Raw genomic sequence first — 19,946 nt, 5'->3', positions numbered from 1 at the left:
GGACAGTCTAAGTAAGATAGCCCTATTAAAAGCCTAATGGTACTGTGCAACGTGAATTCCAGCAAATTAAAGCCACTGCTATTTTTAAGCCTGTGCAGCCTGTTAGCCAGCTGTGCCCAGCAACCTCAAACTACCGTTGAGCGCCCCGCAGCAGTTATCGGGCAGGAAGTGCCGGCAACCAAGGCTGAAGCTGCCGCAGATTTATATCAGCAAGCACGTGAATACCAGGGTGAAGCCAGGCAAATACATTTGCTGCGGGCCGCCCGGGCCGCATTGGCACAACAACAGTATCCGCTGGCGCTGGCGATAACCCATACATTGGCTACCAGTGAATACTCTCTTATCCGCCAGCGCAATATCGTGCTATTGCTGCAAGCCTACCTGGCAAATAATGAGCTGGAACGCGCCGATGCACTGTTGGAAAACACGCCGCTTGATACGCTACCACAAGCAGATTTAAGCGACTATTTATGGCAGGGCGCGCAGTTTTACGCCAAACAGCAGCGTAGCCTGGCGGCCAGCCGCTGGTTGCTGCAACTGGACCAGCAACAGCAAAGCACTGAAAACTATGCCCAGCTCTGGAATATATTGTGGCAGCAACTTACCGCGCTAAGCCCGGCAAACCTTACCGCTTTGCGCACCAATGCCACAAACCGCCAGCTGGCCTGGCTAAATCTGGCTGAGCTTAGCCGCCAGAATATTGGTCAGCAACAGGCATTGCAGCAAGCGCTGGCAGCATGGCATCAGCGCTACCCTCAGATGCCAGGACCTGATGCCTTGCCCGAGGCACTGCAGCAACTGCTAACGTTAACGCCTTATCAACCCAGCCGGATTGGCATATTGCTGCCATTAAGCGGAAACTTCCGGGCGCATGCCAAGGCCCTGCAATATGGATTAATCAGCGCCGCCAGCGCACAGCAAACGACCGCGCAGCTGATCTTTATTGATAGCCAGCAAAGCCCGGAGCAAATAACCTTAAGCTTAAAACAACAGATGGTCGATTTTGTAATTGGCCCCTTGTTGCGGGACCAGGTTGATATGATCAGCCAGCAGGCTGACTGGCCCTGGCCCACCTTGTTTTTAAACAGTCGTGATCCGGTACAGCCAAAGCGGGAAGATCATTTCTTTTATGCACTAAGTTTAGAAGATGAAGCCAGCCAGATGGCGGCGCTTTTTCAGCAAAAAAATTATCAGCGCCCGGTGGTGATTAGCGCCAGAAACAATATCAGCCAGCGGATGCAGCAGCATTTTGCCGCGCAGTGGCAGGCAATGGGCCACTCAGCTCCCGAACTTTATCAGTTTAGTGCCAAAGCAGAGCTGGAAACGATTATCAGTGAACTGCTGGAAACCGACATCAGCCAGAACCGTATTCGCAGTATCAGCAGTCTGGTGAGCAGTAAAACCAAACTGGAAGCCGAGCCGCATAGCCGGCTGGATATCGACGCCATTTACCTGCTGGCCGATCCGGTGCAAACCCGGCTATTCAAACCTTATGTCGATGTCTCAGTAAACCAAACCGCCCCGCGCTTACCGGTGTACGCCAGTTCACGTAGTTTTAGTGCCAGCCTGGATAGCAACGAGCAGCGCGATTTAAATGGCCTGACCTTCACCGAGATGCCATGGATGCTGGGCGAGCAAAGCAGCGTACAATTACGCGAGCAATATCAGCAACTGTTTACCGATCAGGATGAAATATTACAACGGCTGTTTGCTATGGGCCATGACGCCTATCAGCTAATTGCCAGATTAAAACAACAACAACATTTGCCTGCTCTGGTGTTTTCCGGTCTGACCGGTCAGCTTAGCCTGGACCAGCATGGCAGTATTGTGCGGCGCTTAAGCTGGGCCAGCTACCGCAACAACCGGCTTATTTCCGTGCAAGAACCCTGAGCATCAGCAAATGGTGATGAGAAACTCGTCATGAACAATAAAGGGCAATACTACGAGCAACTGGCGCTCGACTATTTGCAGCAGCAAGGCCTGACCCTGGTGTGCTGTAATTTCCAGTGCAAAGCCGGCGAAATAGATTTAGTTATGCGTCAGAACCAGCAACTGGTGTTTATTGAGGTAAAATACCGCGCCAGTAACGCGTTTGGCGGCGCGCTGGCAGCCGTTACCGTGGCCAAGCAGCAGAAGCTGCTGCGGGCCGTGCGCTGGTATTTACAGCAGCATGGTGGCCAGAGTCAGCCATGCCGCATCGATGTATTGGCAATTGAGGGGCGTGAGCCGTTTCATTACAACTGGTTGCAGAACGCATTCAGTTAAAAGGACAGGGTAATGCAGGAACATATCCGACAACTTTTCAGTGAAAATATCCAAACCATGATCGCAACCAGCGAAGCGCTGGCGGAACCGATTGAAAACAGTGCGCTGGTTATCGTCAATAGCCTGATAAACGGTGGCAAAGTGCTATGCTGCGGCGCCGGGGCCAGTCAGGCTCTGGCCTGCCACTTTGCCCAGCTGCTATTGGATCAGTTTGAAACCGAACGGCCCTGTCTGCCGGCACTGGCGCTGCAGGACGATATTTCGAGCCTGCATCCGAATAACCATATTAACCAGGACTTTCTGGCACGCCAGGTGCGGGCACTCGGCAGCGGTGCAGATGTGCTGCTGGTAATTTCGCTGACCGGTTCCGAACAAAGTTTAATTAAGGCAGTCGAAGCAGCAGTAACCAGCGATATGAAAGTAATCGCGCTGACTATTGATAACGACAGTGATCTGGCCGGCCTGCTGAACCAGCAGGATGTTGAGCTAAAAATACCCGCGCACCGACCGGCCAGGGTATTCGAATGCTATACCTTTTTACTACATTGTATTTGCGAACTTATCGACACTACGCTGTTTCCACAGCAGGGAGAACTATGAATATCAGTAAACTTATCGTCCTGGCGGTTACCATTACGCTGCTGCAGGGTTGTGTTGTCAGCGACCGGCGCACCCTGGGGTCGCAAATTGATGACAATAGCATTGTGATCCGCGCCCGGCGGGCTATTGGCACCGCTGAAATGATACCCGATAGCAGCAACATAGGTGTGACCAGCTATAACGGCATTGTCTTGCTCACCGGCCAGGTGAACAGCAATAGCATAAAACAACAGGCAGAACTGTTGGTTAAAGACACCCCTGGCGTGCGGGATATTCATAATCAGATCCGGCTTGGCAATAGTACATCGTTATCCACCCGCACCCGGGATAGTTGGATCACGACTAAAGTGAAGTCTCAACTGCTAACAGATGATGATGTCAGCGGCCTGAACATTACTGTGGTTACTGAAAACGCCGAAGTGTTTTTAATGGGACTGGTCAGTGGCGCTGAAGCCGATAAAGCAGTAGATATTGCCCGTAATGTCGAAGGGGTGGCACGGGTAGTGAAAGCGTTCGAACGCCGTTAACCTTCAAAATAAATAAAAAGGGTCAGAGTGAATAATTTATTCACTCTGACCCTTTTTTTGTTTCAACTGTCAGGGTTTTAGCATTCCTGCAGCGCTTTTAACACTTTAGAATGAAATTCACGCTGCTTCATGACAATCATCACTACCACGGAACTTATCATAAATAAAATCGGGTCTATAAACCACGACAGTGCAGATAACGAGAAGTAAATGGAGCGCAAACCATAATTAAAAGAATGGCCTGCCTGATCGATGACTTTAGCAGCCCGGTTAGCGTACAGCGCCTGATCCTCTTCATTTAAGTTGCGGCCATCCGGTGCCGCACCGATTAACACGCCACAAAAACCGTACTGACGTAATGACCAGGTAAACTGAAAAAAAGCGAAGACAAATATAAAGGTCAGCAGTAATAATTTCAGCTGAACCGAGCCTTCAGTGTAATTGGCCCAGGGCACCAGATTTGACAACATTACGCTCAGTTTTTCAGCGGAAGACATGGCGGTCAGCAAACCCGCCAAAATAAGCAATGAACTTGATGCGAAAAAGGTGACGTTGCGCTCCAGGGTAGAAATAAGCCCTACGTCCGCCATTTTGTTATCGCGGGTCAGCATTTTCTGCATCCAGTCAGTACGTTTACGCCGCAGTTCAAACGACAAACAACTTACTTTCTTGGCTTTGCGTTTAGCAAAAAGGGTATAGCCTATCCACAATACAAAAAACCAGATAACAGCAATTAAGTCTAACGGGCCTGGCATATTATGCTCCTGCAACTAAACCAAAGATGGCGTGTCAGCGCGACTTTTTAACATACCGCACTGCGTAACAGCTTGCGCTGGTAACGAAGATGCCGCCAGGCATCCATACTGTAAATACATAACGCCAGCCAGATAAAACCAAAGGTTATTAAACTGGCTGGTTGCAATGGCTCATGATACAGCCAGACACCAAAGACAAACATCAGACTTGGGCCAATATACTGAAAAAAGCCCATGGTCGATAATTGCAGGCGACGGGCTCCGGCAATAAAGCACAGTAAAGGAATGGTGGTAACAAAGGCCGCGGCCACCAGCAATAGGTTAAGCGTGGTGGAGTTATTCAGCATATTAACCGCGCTGCTGTCGGCATAGTGCCACCAGTACAACAGCGCCAGTGGCAGCAATAATAATGACTCGACAAACAAACCCGTTATTGCTTCTACCGCCAGCTTTTTACGCAATAAGCCATATACGGCAAACGAGCCGGCCAGTGCCAGCGCCACCCAGGGAATGGAGCCGAAAATAACCACCTGAATGACCACGCCGGTTGCCGCCAGACCCAGCGCCAGCCATTGTAACACTCTTAATCTTTCGCCCAGAAATAACATGCCCAGCAATACGTTCAGCAAGGGGTTGATATAATAGCCGAGACTGGCTTCAAGCATATGATCACTGTTCACCGCCCAGATAAACAAACCCCAGTTAACGCCCAGAATCAGCGCGGTAAACAACAGCCATAATATCAATGTTGGCTGGCGCAACAGCCGCATAAGCTGAGCCCCTTGTTTCAGGGCCAGCAATACCAGCAATAATAACAAGCAGGACCAGACAATCCGGTGCACCAGAATTTCCGTGGCAGCTATAAAATCAATTTGTTTAAAGTAAAGTGGGGCAATACCCCAAAGGCTGTAAGCGCTGGCAGCGAAAGCACCACCGAGCTTTTGCTCCCTGCTTAACGACATTGTATAACCCCAGAATGTCGGCCCTTAGCCAACCAGATAAGTACCGGTACCCAGTGCAATATGCACGCCTTGTTCGTTATGCAGTTCCATCCGGCATACTGCCACTTTATTGCCAGCACGGATAACCCGTGCCGTCGCAATGAACTCCGCCCCGCGGCCGGGTCTTAAGTAATCGGTACGAATATCAATAGTGCTCATTTTTCCAAAGCGTTGTACCAGTTCGGCTTGCTCAATTTCGCTGAATCGTCCCAGCGCACTGGCTACCGCCATCATACCCCCGGCCACATCCAGCACAGTGGCAATAACGCCGCCGTGTAAAATCTGTTGGATAGGGTTACCCACCAATTGCTCCGCCCAGGGAAAACGCACCTCGACTTCATCGTCGGCAAAACGGCTTACCTGCAAGCCGAGTAAACGGTTAAACGGCATTTGATCAAAGGTCGCGGCGATATAGGGTAGCAGTTGTTCAGCAGACTGGGCCATCTCAGTACAACCAGCCGCTTAGGGTCAATATTGCAGCCAATGCCAGAAAGAACAGCATATTGCGCTTCCCTAACTGTACCATGGCACTGCTTTCATCCAGCGTATTCAGCTGCTCCTCTTCCTGCGGTTCGGCAGCCAAAGCCACTTCGGTCAATACCTGCTCGTTATCGGTAGTAAAATCCATAAAATAAGCGAGTAAGGCATTAGATGCCCGGGAGAAATAGCCCACCAGGGCAAAGCCTAAACCAAATAACCGGGTTGGAAACCACTGCGCCCAAAACGTCATGTAATACACGGCGTCCGGACCATCTGTGTCGGTTTGCAGTTTGCTGTAGTCTGCAGCGGTCTGTTCACTGTCTGCTGCTGCGGTATTATCAACCAGGGTTCTGGGCTCTTGTAACTGGCGCACCAAAACATAGGTGATAACCCCAAACACCCCGAGTAATAAAAACCAGAACACCGTCGCCGCATAGTAACGAAAATTGAGCCAAATCAGCGTTTGGCCATAACTGTTTTGCTCAATACTGCTACCCGACTCCGTGCGAATTTGCTGCATCACCAGATAAGCCGCTTCACCGTCGCCCCGCTCTTGCGCATTCAGATACTGCTTGTACAGCTGGCGGTAATGCCAGCAACCAATTCCGACCAGCAACACCAGTGTATTAACAATTAGGCTGAGCAGACGGTTATCGATTAAGCCCAGCAGCAAAGCAACAATAGTACCCGGCAGCAACAACCATAAATACTGGCCCAGTTGATGACGGGCTAACCCCGCCAGCGGGGTTTTCAGACTGAAGGTTAGATAGGCTCTGACGTAGCGATGGGCCTGCCAGGCGTCGCTGCGCACCGCGAGGCGCTCAATAATTAGTGCCAACAACATGCTGATCAACGTCATTCCCTGCTCTCCATTCTTGTGGCTTGAACTACGGCTTTAATATTGGCCCGATAATACGACCAGTCAAACGCCGGTCCCGGATCCGTTTTGCGTCCGGGGGCAATGTCACAATGGCCAACAATCCGCTCCGGCTTCAGCTGCTGATAGCGCGCCAGTAAATAGTGGCTCAGCGCTATCAGGCTTTGGTACTGCTGCTCAGTATACGGCATATTATCGCAGCCTTCTAACTCTATCCCTATCGAAAAGTCGTTACAGTTGGCCCGACCAGCAAATTCACTTTTGCCAGCATGCCAGGCTCTGTTAGCAAAAGGGACATACTGGAAAATGGTGCCATCGCGCCAGATAACGCAGTGAGCCGCCACCCTTACCCCCTGCAACGATACAAAGCTGGGATGAAGACTGCAATCAAGGGTGCCGCAAAATAAGCTGTCTACCGGGCAACCCTGCTGTGGTGCTGTGGCAAAATCTCCGGCGGGTAAACTGATGTTGTGAATAACCAGCAAGCTGATTTCCTCGCCGGGGGGCCTATCATCAAAATGCGCAGAAGGGCGTTGAAGCATTGGAGGGCATACGGGCAGAGCAACGGTTTTCATCAGAATTTTGCCTTTAGCCTTTACTGTGATTAAGCTAGAGCGCTATTGTCAAGGTTGAGGCACGCGAATGCAAGCACCCGAACAACGAACTCCTTTTGCCAAAGCGTTTAGCTGGCTGGCCTGGTTATTACTATTGGTCATGCTGTTCTTGTTTTTTCAGGACTATCTGGCTGGCAAACGCAATCCAAACCAGCAACTGCAGAGCATTCAGGGCCGTGGTGGCGAAATTAGTACGGTATTGCTGCGCAACCGGGCCGGCCATTACATTGGTACCGCGCTGCTTAATGGTCAGCCGGTCGACTTTATGCTTGATACCGGTGCTACCACTGTCGCTATTGCGCAAAGTACTGCTGAGAAGCTGGGTTTACCGCGTGGCAGGCAAATTCAGGTGGCCACGGCCAATGGCATCACCAGTGCCTACCTGAGTGAAATAGCATCACTGCAACTGGGTGATATCGTACTGCAAGACGTCAGTGCCAGTGTGGTACCTAACCTTGGCGGCACCGAGATTTTATTAGGCATGAGTGCGTTAAACCAGTTAGAATTCCGCCAGCAAGGTAACCAACTGACCCTAATTCAGCGAAATTAATATGACAGAGCATGCCACAACAGTAACCCATCATCCACTTCTGGCCCTGGAAATCACCCGCAGCGTTCAAGCCGCGCTGGCCGAAGATCTGGGCTTTTTGCCGTTGGACGAAGGTGATATCACCGCCAGTCTGATCCCGGCATCACAACAGGCAACGGCAACCATTATCAGCCGTGAACCCTGCGTAGTATGTGGCACTGCCTGGGTTGATGAAGTGTTTGCCCAGCTAAACCGGGTAGCCGCAGCACAGGGAGCAGAAGCCGGTCAGGTCAGTATCAGCTGGCAGGTAGCCGATGGCGACAAGGTGGCAGCCGACAGTCTATTGTGCCGGCTGACAGGCCCGGCCCGCTTACTGCTAACCGGTGAGCGCAGCGCGCTGAACTTTTTACAGTTGCTCAGTGGCACAGCAACCGTTACCGGCCAATACGCCAGCTTGCTGGCCGACAGCGATACCCGGCTGCTGGATACCCGTAAAACCCTGCCGGGGCTGCGGTTTGCGCAGAAATATGCGGTACAATGCGGTGGCGGCGTCAACCACCGCCTGGGGTTATTTGATGCGTTTCTGATTAAAGAGAATCATATTGCTGCCGCGGGCTCTATTGATGCTGCAGTAGCTCAGGCCCGTCAGAATTTTCCGGGAAAACCGGTTGAAGTCGAAACAGAAAACTTGGATGAGCTGCAGCAGGCGTTGCGTGCTAAGGCTGACATTATTATGCTGGATAATTTCAGTAAGGCCGATATTAAACAGGCCGTGCTGATAAATAGTGGCCAGGCAAAGCTTGAAGTGTCGGGGAATATTACAGCTGAACGGTTAAGCGAACTGGCCGCCAGTGGTGTCGATTTTATTTCCAGCGGTGCTTTGACTAAACATGTCCAGGCCATCGATTTATCTATGCGGCTGAGTATTACCACCTCCGACAAGTAAAACTTTGCCGGTCAGTTAAACTACGGTTAAGTAAACTTCTGATACACTCGGCTAATTGCAACACATGTAGCTTGGTGACGGCCTATGCAGCTGACAGGAAAAGTGGTGCACTGGCGCGACGATAAAGGTTTCGGCTTCGTCGTACCTGATAATGACACCCAGCAGGTTTTTTTTCATATTCGTGATTTTACCGACAGCAAGATCCGTCCGACGGAAGGCTGTCGCCTGCAATTCAGTCTGAGTCAGGATAAACAAGGGCGGCCATTAGCCATTGAGCTGCAGGTTATCAGCGGGTCCAGATCCGCTTCTCCCCTGGCAGAACATGAGATTGTCGATCTGGACTACACCCAGGATGTAGCATTGTACTTTCGCTGTGCGTTTCTGGTGCTGGTGGTTATTGCACTGCTGTTTGGTACCCTACCCTACGTACTACCTATTCTCTATATCGAAGCAAGCCTGTTTACCTACTGGTTGTATCGCGCCGATAAAGCCGCAGCCAAAGCCCGGCAGCGTCAGCGTCTGCCAGAGCAAAGTTTACAATTATTCAGCTTAATTGGTGGCTGGCCAGGCGCCTTGCTGGCACAGAAAAAACTGTCACATAAAAAACGTAAGTTTCTATTCCAGCGAGAGTTTTTGCTGGTTATTGTCGGTAACGGCATTTTGCTTATCTGGTTGCTGTCGCAACATGGCCAGCTGTTTCTTGGCAGACTGGCGCTCTGGTCTTAACTACGCACACCTGGCGTTGTTATCAGCCTGGCTTTTGCGGGTCAGCGCTTAACTTTGCAACGGGCGCCGGCCGGCCCAGTAAATAGCCCTGAAACTGTTGGCAGCCCAATTTTGCTAATGCCTGATATTGTGCAACCGTTTCTACCCCCTCCGCGATCACCTCCAGTTCCAGGCTGTTACCCAATGCCAGAATGGTTCTGATAATGGCGGCATCACTGGGATCGTCCAGTAAATCGCGGACAAAACTGCCATCGATTTTTAACTGGTTAAGTGGCAGCCGTTTTAAATAACTTAAGGATGAATAACCGGTACCAAAATCGTCCAGCGAAAAGCGTATTCCCAGCTCACCCAATTGCTGCATCTTCAGTATGACTGCCTCGATATCCTGTAATAACTGGGTTTCGGTAAGTTCCAGCACTAAGTTCTCCGGGTTAGCACCACTGAGATACAGGGTGTCGCGTACCAGTTCCACAAAATTTGGGTCATGTAGCTGCCGCACACTTAAATTAACCGCCAGATGCCAGCCTGACTTCTGCTTATCGTGTTGCCACTGGGCCAGTTGCAGGCAACTTTGCTGTAATACCCAGGCGCCGATTGGCAATATTAAGCCGCACTCTTCGGCCAGTGGAATAAATTCAGCTGGCGATACCTGACCCAACTCAGGATCAGACCAACGCAGCAACACTTCGGCACCCACCACCTGGCCATCGAGATGATATTGCGGTTGAAAATGCAGACTAAACTGTTGCTGCGCCAATGCCTGGCGCAAACCACTAAGCATCGCCGAACGCTCGAGCACGGTGGCTTGCAATTTACTGTTATAAAAACAGTAACGGCAGCGGCCGCGGTTTTTGGCATCGTACATGGCCAGATCTGCCCGTTGCAGCAGCTCGTCTACGTTGTCTGCATCACTAAACATAGCAATGCCAATACTGGCGCTGATGGTGTAAGTGCGTTCTGCCAGCTGAAACGGCTGGCTTAATATATCCATCAGTTTCATCGCCAGTAATTCTACCCGTTGTCCGGCTAAATCAGCCCGGGGCTGCAGCTCCGGCAGCAACACCACAAATTCGTCACCACCAAACCGGGCCAGCGTATCGCTTTTACGAAGCTGATCGCTAAGCCGACTGGCAACCTGGCTCAGTAATTCATCACCTACGGCGTGGCCCAGCGTATCATTCAAATCTTTAAAATGGTCCAGATCAATAAACAGTATGGCGCCCTGAGTAGCCCCCCGGCCCGCGAGACTGAACGCCTGCTCCAGCCGCTCCAGCAATAAACGCCTATTAGGTAGCGAGGTTAACGCATCATAAAACGCCAGTTGGTGAATGGCTGCCTGGTTTTGTTTATGTTCGGTCACATCGGTAGAAATACCGCACAAGGCGTAAATTTCACCATTGGCATGGCGCAGCGGTAACTTTACTGATAAGAAAATCCGCTCTTCATTATCTTTTACCGTGGTATTTATTTCTTCTTCGACGATGCGCTCGCCGCCACTAAGCACCCGCTCATCGTTAACCTGCAACTGGCTGACGGTTTTTGCATCAAAAAACATATTGTCGGTATGGCCAACGATCTGCTCCGGCAGCCGGCCGAACAATTCAGCGATTTTATGATTGACATACTGATAGCGAAACCGCTTATCTTTAATATAAATATGAGCGTCGACGCTATTGAGAATAGTGGTTAGCCGGTCCTGACTCAGCCGCAGCCGGTTTAGCTGAATAATACTGCGCCGTTGATACCAAATTAACGTTAAAGCAATCAGTACTATTAATACGCCACTGATAACCGACCACAGCAGCAACATAGAAATATTGTCTGTCGTGGCAAGGCCTGGCTTGCTCCAGTGATTGATCGTCTGAAAATAATACGATTGAGGCTCTGCCTGCCATTGCCGCAGATAACCATCGATAACCTCTAATATCGGCAGGTTCCGGCCATAAGCTGTGGCATAAAACAGTTCAACCGGATCAAAGCGCAGCGGGTTCGCCTGCAGTTCAAATTCAGCAGCCCGGCCATTACCAAACAAATGGTTTGCTACCGCGACATCAGCCTGGCCGGCGGCGACCAAATTAAAGGCGGCCTGCAATGATTTAACCCCTTGCAATTTAATGTCCAGCTGATGCTGTTGGCTGTAGTTATACAAAAAATGGTATTGGGAACTGTCACGCAGCACCGCGACCTGCTGGCCAGCCAGGTCAGCTAGCGCTGCAATCTGATTGTCCGTTAGGCTGTATAATCGTGACCAGCTAAATAACGCCGGTACTTGATGAAAACTCATCACCTGCGCCCGCGCTTCACTGAATGCGACGTCAGGCAGAATATCAATATCACCACTTTTCAGCAGCTCAAGGCAGTAGGCCCAGTCGCAGCTCACCGGCTTTAAGTGCCATTTTTCCTGCAGCGCAATTTGCGTCAGTAAATCGCCGAAAATACCGCTGGGCATGCCATCAGCACTGACGGTAAGCTTCGGCGGATTCTGGTAAATACCGACGACCAGTTGACGGTGTTGAACCAGGCTGGTGTCATCAGCCGTTGCCGGGGGTGGCAACAACACTGGCACAAGTAACGTGAGCAATGCCAGCACGGCAATACGGCGCATAAATACTTCACTTAGTTATTATTCTGTTATTGAGCTTACTGCAGGCAGCGTAAATTGCAAATACCGTCTTTGTACAGGAACCGGTCTCCCTCGATCATTACTGTCACACTTTGAAAATAATGCCGAGCCGGTAACACCAGTGCATTAGTAAATAAGAAAATCCTAAAAATACCAGCGCAAAGATCAGTGAGCCGTTTAAATCACCAAACAGCGGCTGAAACAGCCGGCTGAATAGCCAGCCTTTAAGCAAACCGTCGCCGACCGGTATCATTACCAGCGCACGCGCCATTAAGCCTGCCAGCATAAAAAACAAAATCGCATTGGCGCCAAACACCACAAAAGGCGCGCTCCAGCGCCGCCAGCGTTTAATATCACATAACCAGATACATGCCGCCATAGCGATAGCGCAGTAACCGCTGCTAAGCACTACAAAACTGGGGGTCCATAAGCTTTTATTAATGGGTAAGGCAAAATGCCATAACTCGGCCAGCCACACCGAGATAACTCCGGCAAGCAATAACCCCCGCACTTTCCAGGACAGAGAGCGCTCGGTTTGCAGCCACTGCGCCAGCAACACCCCACTTAAACAACTGGCCACCGCCGGCAACGTTGACCATAAGCCTTCAGGGTCGAACGCAAACGGGGTGGCACTTCCATAATACAGATGGCGGGCACCCAGCACGGTATGGTCGAGCCAGGCGGCAAAGCTATTGCCAAACAACAGCAAACCGCTGAACTGATTGCCGTAGGCATCCTGATACGGCAGATGTAACATTGCCAACAGATAGACTGCGCAAAGCCCGGCTAACCAGAGGATCCGGCCACGGGTACCGCAATACAGCACAATCAGTACCGTCGCAAAATAGACCAGGCCAATCCGTTGCAGCACGCCAAGCCAGCGCAGCGTATGCAGTTTTTGTTCAATGTAGCTGTACGCCGGATCAGCAAAATTATAATAAAACAGTGCCAGAAACAGCCCCAGGCCAAACAATTTCAGACTGCGAACGGCTGCATGACGGATAATCAGCCCTTTGGGCTGACTGCTTTGCCGTTGCAGACGCAATTGCAGTGATATGCCGACAATCACAATAAAAAAAGGAAAAATCAGATCGGTCACCGTCCAGCCATGCCACTTTGCATGGCGCAGTGGCCCATAAACATGGTTCCAGCTTCCGGGGTTATTAACCAGAATCATCCCGGTAATGGTTAACCCCCGCAGGGCATCCAGTGCCAGCAGCCGTTGCCTGGGTACATTAGCCAATATGGCATCACAATGCTGCTTTAAGCCGCTTAACATTATTATTTGCTACCCTGTGACGCTGCCGTGGCTTGCTGGGCAGGTGCTGTGGACGTCGGCTTCAGGGTAACCGGCAGCACGCCGGTAGGCTTAACCTGGCCCAGTAAAACTCTTGCCAACGCCGTATAAGTAGCGCCAGGCTCGCCCGCTGCAATAGCTTTATCTTCACTGTTGTAGGCGTAGCTGGCCAGTGCCAGATCAGCATAGGGCCCATAGGTGGCGGCATCATAAGGCGCGCGCAGGCTGATATAAACATGGGGCTTTTGCTGCTGCTTTATCTGGCGTAATAAACTCAAAAAGTCCTGCTGCTGGCGCTGATAACGGGCTGCCAGTGGTCCAAGCGCACTAATATCATCCATGCCTCCAATTTCAGCAAGTGACGGCATCGGGGTGATAAAGCCACTAATCACCACCTCAGCCCGCTTCAGCAGGTCAGCGGCCTCTGTCAGGTCCTGCTGCAACAAACTAATGCTACTGATAGTAAGCGGTTGCGGGCTTTGTTGCTGTAACGCCAGACTGAGCGCTGCCGCTTTGTTATTGTCTGGCATAATCAGCAACACCTGTTTGCCGTTAAGCGTCGGCATACTGGCTTGTTCCGCCATGCCAGCTACAGAAATACGGGTCACTGCGGCCTGAGCCAGTGCCAGCTCAGCCTGCCGGTGGGCCGGACTGCCCAGTACTTTATTTGCCGCTAGCAGCTGCGTCTTTGCAGAACCGGTTGGCATCAACGGATACTGCTGTTTGAGACGACTAATCCGCTGATAGGAGGCGTCCAGTTCAGTACGCTCCAGCTGGCCCGCCAACACCGCTTGCTCCAGCGCGTTGAGCAACGCCGCTAAATCGGCCAGTTCAGCCGGGCTTTGCAGCTTTACCGGCATCAGCGCAATGTCGGCACCGGCAGCAAAGGTAGCGATCACCGCATCGTGCGGGCTGAAAAAATGGCTGATACCCGCCATATCCAGCGCATCGGTAACAATAAGCCCCTGATAATCCAGTTGCTGGCGCAGCAAGTCATGTAAAATTGCCCGTGATAACGTCGCCGGTTTTATCATCTGCTGGCCATCTTTGGCAGTAAAAGTACTGCTATCCAGCGCCGGATACTGAATATGCGCTGTCATAATCATACCGGGGTTATGCTGGTTAATAATTTTAGCAAAAGGCAGCAAGTCGACCTGATCAATCTGCTGGCGGCTATGCGCTACCCGCGGTAAACCCAAATGACTGTCGATATGGGTGTCGCCATGGCCCGGAAAATGTTTCAAGGCGGCAATAACACCACGTTGCTGCATGGCCGCCGTCATGGCACCGCCCAGTTCTGCGACCACCGCCGGGTCTTCTGCAAAGGCCCGCACATTAATTACCGGATTATCCGGATTAACATTAACATCAACTGTTGGCGCAAAATTAACGTTAATACCAAGGGCCAGCAGTTCGTCCGCAATGACACGGCCCGTCAGTTCAGCAAAATGATTGCCATGTTTCGGATAGGTAGCACCGATGGCCATATTGCCACTAAAGGCACTGGAGTGCTGGCGCGGTAGGCGGGCAACCCGGCCCCCTTCCTGATCGATACCAATAAATAACGGGTGTTTTAAAGCAGAGCGGGCCGCCGCCTGCTGCAATTGGCGGTTCAGGGTAATAATCTGCTCGTTGTGCTCAAGGTTTTCGGCAAATAAGATGACGCCGCCAATATCGTACTGGCTGATTAAGTCTGCCAGCTCCGGTGGCAGGCTGGTTAACGGCGTGCGGCACTTGCCCGCCGCCACAGGTTCAGTGCAGTAATAGCGTAAATCGAGCATCAGTTTCTGGCCCAGCATCTGCCGGACCGTGGCTGTGGTTACAGGGGCCGTCGTTGGCTGCGCCTGACTGCTCATTGCCAGCACACCGGATAGCATGCCCACAACCATCCAACTTGCCCACCGTAACCGTTGCCACCAATTTTGCTGATCCGACACACTGTTTACTCCGCTTATGTTAAGGTAACGATTGTGCTGCTATGGGCTTGCAGTAAAACAAAAAAACACGGTGCCCGCCAGTAGTGGCAGGGGGCAAAAGTAAAAATTAACGGTTAATAATAAAATCAGGCCTCGGGAATTCTGCCATGCAACTGACGTTGTTAGACTGGACGGTATTTTTTGGATATTTTCTGCTGCTGGCCAGCCTGGCTATTTGGGTAAACCGGCGTAAAGCGAATAATAGCAGTGACTACTTCCTCGGGGGCAACGCCATGCCGCCGTTTCTGGTGGCGATATCGGTTCTGGCCACTTCGCAGTCGGCAGCGACGTTTCTGGGCGGTCCCGACATGGGGTTTCGCGGCAACCTTAGCTACCTTGCAACCAACATTGGTGCCATCATCGCCACCTTAGTAGTGATTAAATGGCTAATCCCACGCTATTACCAGTTAAAAGTCACTACCGTATACGAGTTACTGGAAAGCCGCTTTAACGCGACCGCCAAAAATCACGCTGGTAAAATGTATTTATTTGGTCGGGTGTTTGCCAGTGGTGCCCGCTTGTATATGGCCGCGCTGGCGGTTGCCATGCTTTTATTCAGTAATATCGACGCCGGCAGTGTGGTGATCGCTATTATTTTACTGGCCGTGGTAGGGCTTGCTTGCACCATGGCCGGTGGTATTCGTTCGGTTATTTACACTGATGCCTTGCAGTGCGCAGTGTATGTTACGGCTGCACTGGTGGTGCTTGGCTATTTATATCATAGCTTGCAACTGGACCTGAGCAGCTTATATCAGGTGCTAAGTGAGCCGCTGGCCGATGGCAGCTCTAAATTATTACTCTTTGATTTCAGACCCGATTTCAGTAGCAGCGGGGTGTTCACTATCTGGTCTGCACTGACCGGTTTCGTGCTGTTAAATATTGCTGCATTTGGCCTCGATCAAGACATGACGCAACGGGTGCTGACCTGCAAAACCGCAGCCGGGGGCGCAAAAGCCCTGTTATCGTCGGCACTGCTGGTGATCCCGGTGATGCTGGTCTTTATTGTGATTGGTTTACTGCTGTATATTTATTACCAACGGCCCGATGTGTTTGCCAACAGCGCCAGCTATAGCGGTAGCTTTGGCGGTGAACAAATTACCGTATTTATGTATTATGTGTTAAATGAAATGCCATCGGGCCTGCGGGGCCTGGTCGTGGTGGGTGTTATTGCCGCAGCGCTATCTACCATTACCTCAGGCTTAAATTCGATGGCTTCGGTGCTGGTTGCCGATATCTACCAACCCTGGCGCGAACGCCGCCAGGCCCTAACCAGCGAGCGGCATTACGTTCACGCCGGTCAATGGGCGATGCTGCTCACTGCGGTGGCACTATCCGCAATGGCTGTGCTGTGTTTTTACTGGCAGCAATATTCTGATATGCCACTACTGGCGTTTGCGCTGAGTGTTATGGTGTTTTCTTATAGCGGCTTGCTGGGTGTATTTTTTACCGCATTATTCAGCAAGCGGGGCAACAGCCGCAGCGTGACTGCCGCGCTTTTAGCCGGTTTCAGTGTCACATTATTGCTGCAGCCTTACCTGTTGCAATTAATTAGTCCGACCCTGGCCAGTTGGGATCTTGGCTTCACCTGGCAATTGTGTCTGGGCACCCTGATTGCCTGTCTGGTTTGTATGGCAGGTAAACCACAACATGCAGCCCTTTTGACAACAGCAAATAAAGCGGAGCATTAAATGTATTTACTGGCGGTAGATGGTGGCGGCAGTAAAACCCTGGCCAGACTGCAACACACAATCAGCGGTCAGCAATGGCAGGCTGCCGGCGGGCCGGCTCAGCTATCCAATGATCTGGAACTGGCTGTCGCCACGGTTCGTCAACTAAGTTTGCAGTTATGTCAGCAAGCAGACATCAGCCTGGCCCAGGTTATGGCCTGTATTGGTTTGGCCGGTGCCGGTAATCCGCAACTTTACCGCGCGTTTTGCCAGCAACTGCAACTTGATTTCGCCGCCTGGCAATTGACCACTGATGCACGCACCTCGCTATACGGCGCCAATAATGGCGAGCCGGTTGTTATGGTAGCGCTGGGTACCGGCTCGGTGGCCATGCGCTTATCCGCGGACGGCACTGAGCAGCAAACCGGTGGCTGGGGCTTTAATATTGGTGATGAAGGCGGTGGTGCCTGGCTGGGCAAGCTGGCCGTGCGCCAGTTATTGTGGCAACTGGATAGCGACCAGGGTGTATCCAGCCCGTTAACGCAAGCCCTGGCTGCACAGTGCGGCAACGATATCCAAACGGTATTGCCCTGGCTTAAACAAGCCGGTGCCAGTGACTTTGCAGCGTTGGTGCCGTTGGTGTTTGCTCATCAGCATTGCCCACTGGCGCAGCAACTGCTGCATCAGCACGCCATTGCCATTGCTGAACTTATTTGCTGCTGCCGTGGCGAACGTTCATTGCCAGTAGTATTGCTCGGTGGCCTGGCGGCAAGCAGTCAGCCGTTGCTGAGCCCTGAGATCAACCGCTTGTTGCAACCCGCACGCGGCGATGCACTGGACGGAGGCATGATATTAGCTGCGCAGCAGCTGGCAAAGTTTTCAGGCGTTGCCGGGCCAAACAAAAACTCTGGCGGCTCCGGCGCATAACGTTTTACTAAACCCTAACCAAGTGAGTGGCTGATGAGTCAAACTGAATTGCTGCAACAACTGGCCAGTATGAGCACCGAAGCTCGCAATCCGGCGTCTACTGCTTTAGATACCCTCGACAGTCTGGAAATTGTCAGGCTGATTAACCAAGCCGACCATACGGTTGCACCGGCCTTAGTGGCAACCTTACCGGCAGTGGCACAGGCCGTTGATGCTATCGTTGCCGCGTTTGCCAGTGGCGGCCGGCTAATATATCTGGGCGCCGGCACCAGTGGCCGGCTGGGTATTTTAGACGCCGCCGAGTGTCCGCCTACTTTTAGTGTGCCGGCAAATCAGGTTATTGGTTTAATTGCCGGCGGTACCACCGCCATTCAGCGGGCAGTAGAAGGTGCCGAAGACAGTCCGCAACTGGCAGAGGAAGAATTAACAGCAATTGACTTCGGGCCAAACGACGTACTGGTTGGTATCGCTGCCAGTGGCCGCACGCCTTATGTGCTGGGAGGTCTGGACTATGGCCGCAAACTGGGTGCCACTACCGTTGCCATCAGCTGCAATAGCACAGGCTCAATACTGCAGGCAGCCGACATTGCAATTTGTGCTGAAGTAGGCCCGGAAGTCCTCACTGGCTCTACCCGGATGAAAGCCGGCACCGCGCAGAAAATGCTGCTTAATATGTTAAGCACCGCGGCCATGGTGCGCAGCGGAAAGGTTTATCAGAATCTGATGGTCGACTTGCACGCCAGTAATGAGAAACTGCAGGCGCGGGCGGTTCGTATTGTAATGCAGGCGACCGACTGCAATAGTGTTACCGCCAGCGCTGCCCTGCAGCAAGCCGATATGAACGCTAAGCTGGCCATTTTACTTATTTTAACCGGTGATGATCTGGCCAGCTGTCAGCAGGCACTGGTCAAAAGCCAGGGCTTTGTTGGTAAAGCGCTGGAGGCAAAAGCATGAAACGCTGGTTAAGTATACTGCTGCTTATTTGCTTAGCCGCCTGTGGCGACAGCCGCAGTCAGCAACCGTCAACTGCAGCAAGCCCCGCCACCCCTGGTGCAGAGCAACTGGCAGCCTATTTGCCGCTGCTTAAAGATAAAAGAGTGGGTTTACTGGTTAACCAAACCTCGCGGATAGGCCAGCAGCACCTGGTCGATGTGTTGCTGGAAAATCAGGTGAATATTGTCAGTGTATTTGCGCCAGAGCATGGCTTTCGTGGCGATCATGATGCTGGCGCTAAAGTCAGCTCGGGTACCGACAGCAAAACCGGTATTCCGCTGCTATCGCTGTACGGCGCCAACAAGGCACCCAGTGCTGCGCAAATGCAGGCGTTGGACATCGTAATTTTCGACATTCAGGATGTCGGTGTTCGCTATTACACCTATATCAGCTCTATGCACTATCTGCTGCAGGCAGCCGCTGAGCATAAGGTGACAATGCTGGTACTCGACCGCCCTAACCCCAACGGCCGCTATCTGGATGGGCCGGTGCTCGATTTAGCCTATCAATCTTTTGTGGGTATGCACCCGATACCGCTGCTGCACGGCATGACGGTGGGCGAGCTGGCACTAATGATTAAGGGCGAGCGCTGGATAACTGACGCCGATAAGCTGGAGCTGACAGTGATCCCGGTCGCGAATTACCAGCGTGATATGGCCTACAGCTTGCCGGTACCGCCCAGCCCTAACTTACCGAATGATCAGGCCATCGCGCTGTATCCGTCGCTGGGCTTTTTTGAGGCGACGCCGTTAAGTATTGGCCGCGGCACCCCGTTTCCGTTTCAGGCGATTGGTTATGATAAATTTAGTTTAGGAGAGTTTAACTTTACCCCGGTAGCGACGCCCGGTGCAGCTATGAACCCACCATTAAAAAATACCATCAGTCGGGGTCAGGACTTGCGCCAGGTAGCAGCCGGTGGCTTAGATTTAAGCTACTTAATTAACTGGCAGCAATTGTTTGCAGCCAACAATGCCACTTTTTTTAACTCGCCGGGCTTTATGGATAAACTGGCCGGCACCAGCAAACTACGACAGCAGATTGAGCAAGGGTTAACCGAGCAGCAAATCAGGGCCAGCTGGCAAACCGACTTACAGGCGTTTGCCCAGCAGCGCCAACCCTATCTGCTATACCGTTAAGCTGCGA

The 19,946-nt window shown here is 51.8% G+C and carries 19 protein-coding genes; 11 read left to right on the top strand and 8 right to left on the bottom strand.

The window, feature by feature from the left end:
- The first annotated feature begins 51 nt into the window (after nt 1–51).
- The 4 genes from B2X65_RS02550 to B2X65_RS02535 are packed head-to-tail and all read left to right on the top strand — an operon-like array spanning nt 52 to nt 3,392.
- Nucleotides 52–1,890, top strand: coding sequence for a penicillin-binding protein activator (locus B2X65_RS02550; protein WP_290610437.1), 1,839 nt, complete (start codon nt 52–54; stop codon nt 1,888–1,890).
- A 30-nt stretch (nt 1,891–1,920) separates the two neighbouring features.
- Entirely contained in the window at nt 1,921–2,265 is a 345-nt protein-coding gene (locus tag B2X65_RS02545) for a YraN family protein (protein ID WP_290610436.1), read from the top strand.
- Between the two features lie 12 nt (nt 2,266–2,277).
- Nucleotides 2,278–2,865 carry an SIS domain-containing protein gene (locus B2X65_RS02540; protein WP_290610434.1) on the top strand — a complete coding sequence of 196 codons (588 nt, stop codon included), beginning with the start codon at nt 2,278–2,280 and terminating at the stop codon, nt 2,863–2,865.
- Nucleotides 2,862–3,392, top strand: a complete 531-nt coding sequence (locus B2X65_RS02535; RefSeq protein ID WP_290610432.1) for a BON domain-containing protein — start codon at nt 2,862–2,864, stop codon at nt 3,390–3,392. The genes B2X65_RS02540 and B2X65_RS02535 overlap by 4 nt, the downstream gene beginning before the upstream one ends.
- A gap of 77 nt (nt 3,393–3,469) precedes the next feature.
- Here B2X65_RS02535 and B2X65_RS02530 read toward each other — a convergent pair whose 3' ends face one another.
- From B2X65_RS02530 to ampD, 5 genes are read right to left on the bottom strand one after another with little or no spacing between them, the layout of a single operon-like run.
- A complete protein-coding gene (locus tag B2X65_RS02530) occupies nt 3,470–4,147 on the bottom strand; it encodes a DUF599 domain-containing protein (RefSeq protein WP_290610431.1) in 678 nt (225 codons plus the stop codon).
- Nucleotides 4,148–4,194: 47 nt separating this feature from the next.
- Nucleotides 4,195–5,109, bottom strand: coding sequence for an EamA family transporter RarD (gene rarD / locus B2X65_RS02525; protein WP_290610429.1), 915 nt, complete (start codon nt 5,107–5,109; stop codon nt 4,195–4,197).
- 24 nt (nt 5,110–5,133) lie between these two features.
- Entirely contained in the window at nt 5,134–5,592 is a 459-nt protein-coding gene (locus B2X65_RS02520) for a thioesterase family protein (protein ID WP_290610427.1), read from the bottom strand.
- Between the two features lies 1 nt (nt 5,593).
- Nucleotides 5,594–6,487, bottom strand: coding sequence for a regulatory signaling modulator protein AmpE (ampE, locus tag B2X65_RS02515; protein WP_290610425.1), 894 nt, complete (start codon nt 6,485–6,487; stop codon nt 5,594–5,596).
- Complete coding sequence (gene ampD / locus B2X65_RS02510) at nt 6,484–7,080, bottom strand: 1,6-anhydro-N-acetylmuramyl-L-alanine amidase AmpD (protein WP_290610423.1); 597 nt, start codon at nt 7,078–7,080, stop codon at nt 6,484–6,486. The genes ampE and ampD overlap by 4 nt, the downstream gene beginning before the upstream one ends.
- Nucleotides 7,081–7,147: 67 nt before the next feature.
- Here ampD and B2X65_RS02505 point away from each other — a divergent pair, with 67 nt between their 5' ends.
- The 3 genes from B2X65_RS02505 (at nt 7,148) to B2X65_RS02495 (ending at nt 9,320) form a co-directional block, all read left to right on the top strand.
- On the top strand, nt 7,148–7,669 hold the full coding sequence (locus B2X65_RS02505; RefSeq protein WP_290610421.1) for a retropepsin-like aspartic protease family protein: 522 nt from the start codon (nt 7,148–7,150) through the stop codon (nt 7,667–7,669).
- A 1-nt stretch (nt 7,670) separates the two neighbouring features.
- On the top strand, nt 7,671–8,594 hold the full coding sequence (gene nadC, locus B2X65_RS02500) for a carboxylating nicotinate-nucleotide diphosphorylase (protein ID WP_290610419.1): 924 nt from the start codon (nt 7,671–7,673) through the stop codon (nt 8,592–8,594).
- Between the two features lie 84 nt (nt 8,595–8,678).
- Nucleotides 8,679–9,320, top strand: coding sequence for a cold shock and DUF1294 domain-containing protein (locus B2X65_RS02495; protein ID WP_290610417.1), 642 nt, complete (start codon nt 8,679–8,681; stop codon nt 9,318–9,320).
- 22 nt (nt 9,321–9,342) lie between these two features.
- Here B2X65_RS02495 and B2X65_RS02490 read toward each other — a convergent pair whose 3' ends face one another.
- From B2X65_RS02490 to B2X65_RS02480, 3 genes are all read right to left on the bottom strand, one after another.
- The gene (locus B2X65_RS02490) at nt 9,343–11,925 is read right to left on the bottom strand and encodes an EAL domain-containing protein (RefSeq protein ID WP_290610416.1); all 2,583 of its coding nucleotides are present in this window, start codon (nt 11,923–11,925) and stop codon (nt 9,343–9,345) included.
- Between the two features lie 103 nt (nt 11,926–12,028).
- On the bottom strand, nt 12,029–13,222 hold the full coding sequence (locus tag B2X65_RS02485; RefSeq protein WP_290610414.1) for an acyltransferase family protein: 1,194 nt from the start codon (nt 13,220–13,222) through the stop codon (nt 12,029–12,031).
- Nucleotides 13,223–13,224: 2 nt separating this feature from the next.
- The gene (locus B2X65_RS02480) at nt 13,225–15,177 is read right to left on the bottom strand and encodes a glycoside hydrolase family 3 N-terminal domain-containing protein (protein ID WP_290610413.1); all 1,953 of its coding nucleotides are present in this window, start codon (nt 15,175–15,177) and stop codon (nt 13,225–13,227) included.
- 146 nt (nt 15,178–15,323) lie between these two features.
- Between B2X65_RS02480 and B2X65_RS02475 the strand changes: the two genes are divergently transcribed.
- From B2X65_RS02475 to B2X65_RS02460, 4 genes are read left to right on the top strand one after another with little or no spacing between them, the layout of a single operon-like run.
- Nucleotides 15,324–16,904, top strand: a complete 1,581-nt coding sequence (locus B2X65_RS02475; protein ID WP_290610411.1) for a sodium:solute symporter — start codon at nt 15,324–15,326, stop codon at nt 16,902–16,904.
- Nucleotides 16,905–17,810: a BadF/BadG/BcrA/BcrD ATPase family protein gene (locus B2X65_RS02470; RefSeq protein WP_290610409.1), complete on the top strand. Its 906-nt coding sequence runs from the start codon at nt 16,905–16,907 to the stop codon at nt 17,808–17,810.
- Nucleotides 17,811–17,843: 33 nt separating this feature from the next.
- Nucleotides 17,844–18,764 carry an N-acetylmuramic acid 6-phosphate etherase gene (gene murQ / locus B2X65_RS02465; protein WP_290610407.1) on the top strand — a complete coding sequence of 307 codons (921 nt, stop codon included), beginning with the start codon at nt 17,844–17,846 and terminating at the stop codon, nt 18,762–18,764.
- Nucleotides 18,761–19,939 carry an exo-beta-N-acetylmuramidase NamZ family protein gene (locus B2X65_RS02460; protein WP_290610405.1) on the top strand — a complete coding sequence of 393 codons (1,179 nt, stop codon included), beginning with the start codon at nt 18,761–18,763 and terminating at the stop codon, nt 19,937–19,939. The genes murQ and B2X65_RS02460 overlap by 4 nt, the downstream gene beginning before the upstream one ends.
- Nucleotides 19,940–19,946 lie beyond the last annotated feature (7 nt).

It is taken from the genome of Arsukibacterium sp. UBA3155 (assembly GCA_002364615.1).
Taxonomy (GTDB): domain Bacteria; phylum Pseudomonadota; class Gammaproteobacteria; order Enterobacterales; family Alteromonadaceae; genus Alishewanella.
Note: the sequence above shows the minus strand (reverse complement) of the source record. Positions and strands in the feature narration are given on the sequence as shown.

Bases quoted from the DNA above. Each gene is read 5' to 3' on its own strand.
- B2X65_RS02545 (WP_290610436.1), top strand. From the start codon at position 1,921: ATGAACAATAAAGGGCAATACTACGAGCAACTGGCGCTCGACTATTTG.
- B2X65_RS02540 (WP_290610434.1), top strand. From the start codon at position 2,278: ATGCAGGAACATATCCGACAACTTTTCAGTGAAAATATCCAAACCATG.
- B2X65_RS02535 (WP_290610432.1), top strand. From the start codon at position 2,862: ATGAATATCAGTAAACTTATCGTCCTGGCGGTTACCATTACGCTGCTG.
- B2X65_RS02530 (WP_290610431.1), bottom strand. From the start codon at position 4,147: ATGCCAGGCCCGTTAGACTTAATTGCTGTTATCTGGTTTTTTGTATTG.
- rarD (WP_290610429.1), bottom strand. From the start codon at position 5,109: ATGTCGTTAAGCAGGGAGCAAAAGCTCGGTGGTGCTTTCGCTGCCAGC.
- B2X65_RS02520 (WP_290610427.1), bottom strand. From the start codon at position 5,592: ATGGCCCAGTCTGCTGAACAACTGCTACCCTATATCGCCGCGACCTTT.
- ampE (WP_290610425.1), bottom strand. From the start codon at position 6,487: ATGACGTTGATCAGCATGTTGTTGGCACTAATTATTGAGCGCCTCGCG.
- ampD (WP_290610423.1), bottom strand. From the start codon at position 7,080: ATGAAAACCGTTGCTCTGCCCGTATGCCCTCCAATGCTTCAACGCCCT.
- B2X65_RS02505 (WP_290610421.1), top strand. From the start codon at position 7,148: ATGCAAGCACCCGAACAACGAACTCCTTTTGCCAAAGCGTTTAGCTGG.
- nadC (WP_290610419.1), top strand. From the start codon at position 7,671: ATGACAGAGCATGCCACAACAGTAACCCATCATCCACTTCTGGCCCTG.
- B2X65_RS02495 (WP_290610417.1), top strand. From the start codon at position 8,679: ATGCAGCTGACAGGAAAAGTGGTGCACTGGCGCGACGATAAAGGTTTC.
- B2X65_RS02490 (WP_290610416.1), bottom strand. From the start codon at position 11,925: ATGCGCCGTATTGCCGTGCTGGCATTGCTCACGTTACTTGTGCCAGTG.
- B2X65_RS02485 (WP_290610414.1), bottom strand. From the start codon at position 13,222: ATGTTAAGCGGCTTAAAGCAGCATTGTGATGCCATATTGGCTAATGTA.
- B2X65_RS02475 (WP_290610411.1), top strand. From the start codon at position 15,324: ATGCAACTGACGTTGTTAGACTGGACGGTATTTTTTGGATATTTTCTG.
- B2X65_RS02470 (WP_290610409.1), top strand. From the start codon at position 16,905: ATGTATTTACTGGCGGTAGATGGTGGCGGCAGTAAAACCCTGGCCAGA.
- murQ (WP_290610407.1), top strand. From the start codon at position 17,844: ATGAGTCAAACTGAATTGCTGCAACAACTGGCCAGTATGAGCACCGAA.
- B2X65_RS02460 (WP_290610405.1), top strand. From the start codon at position 18,761: ATGAAACGCTGGTTAAGTATACTGCTGCTTATTTGCTTAGCCGCCTGT.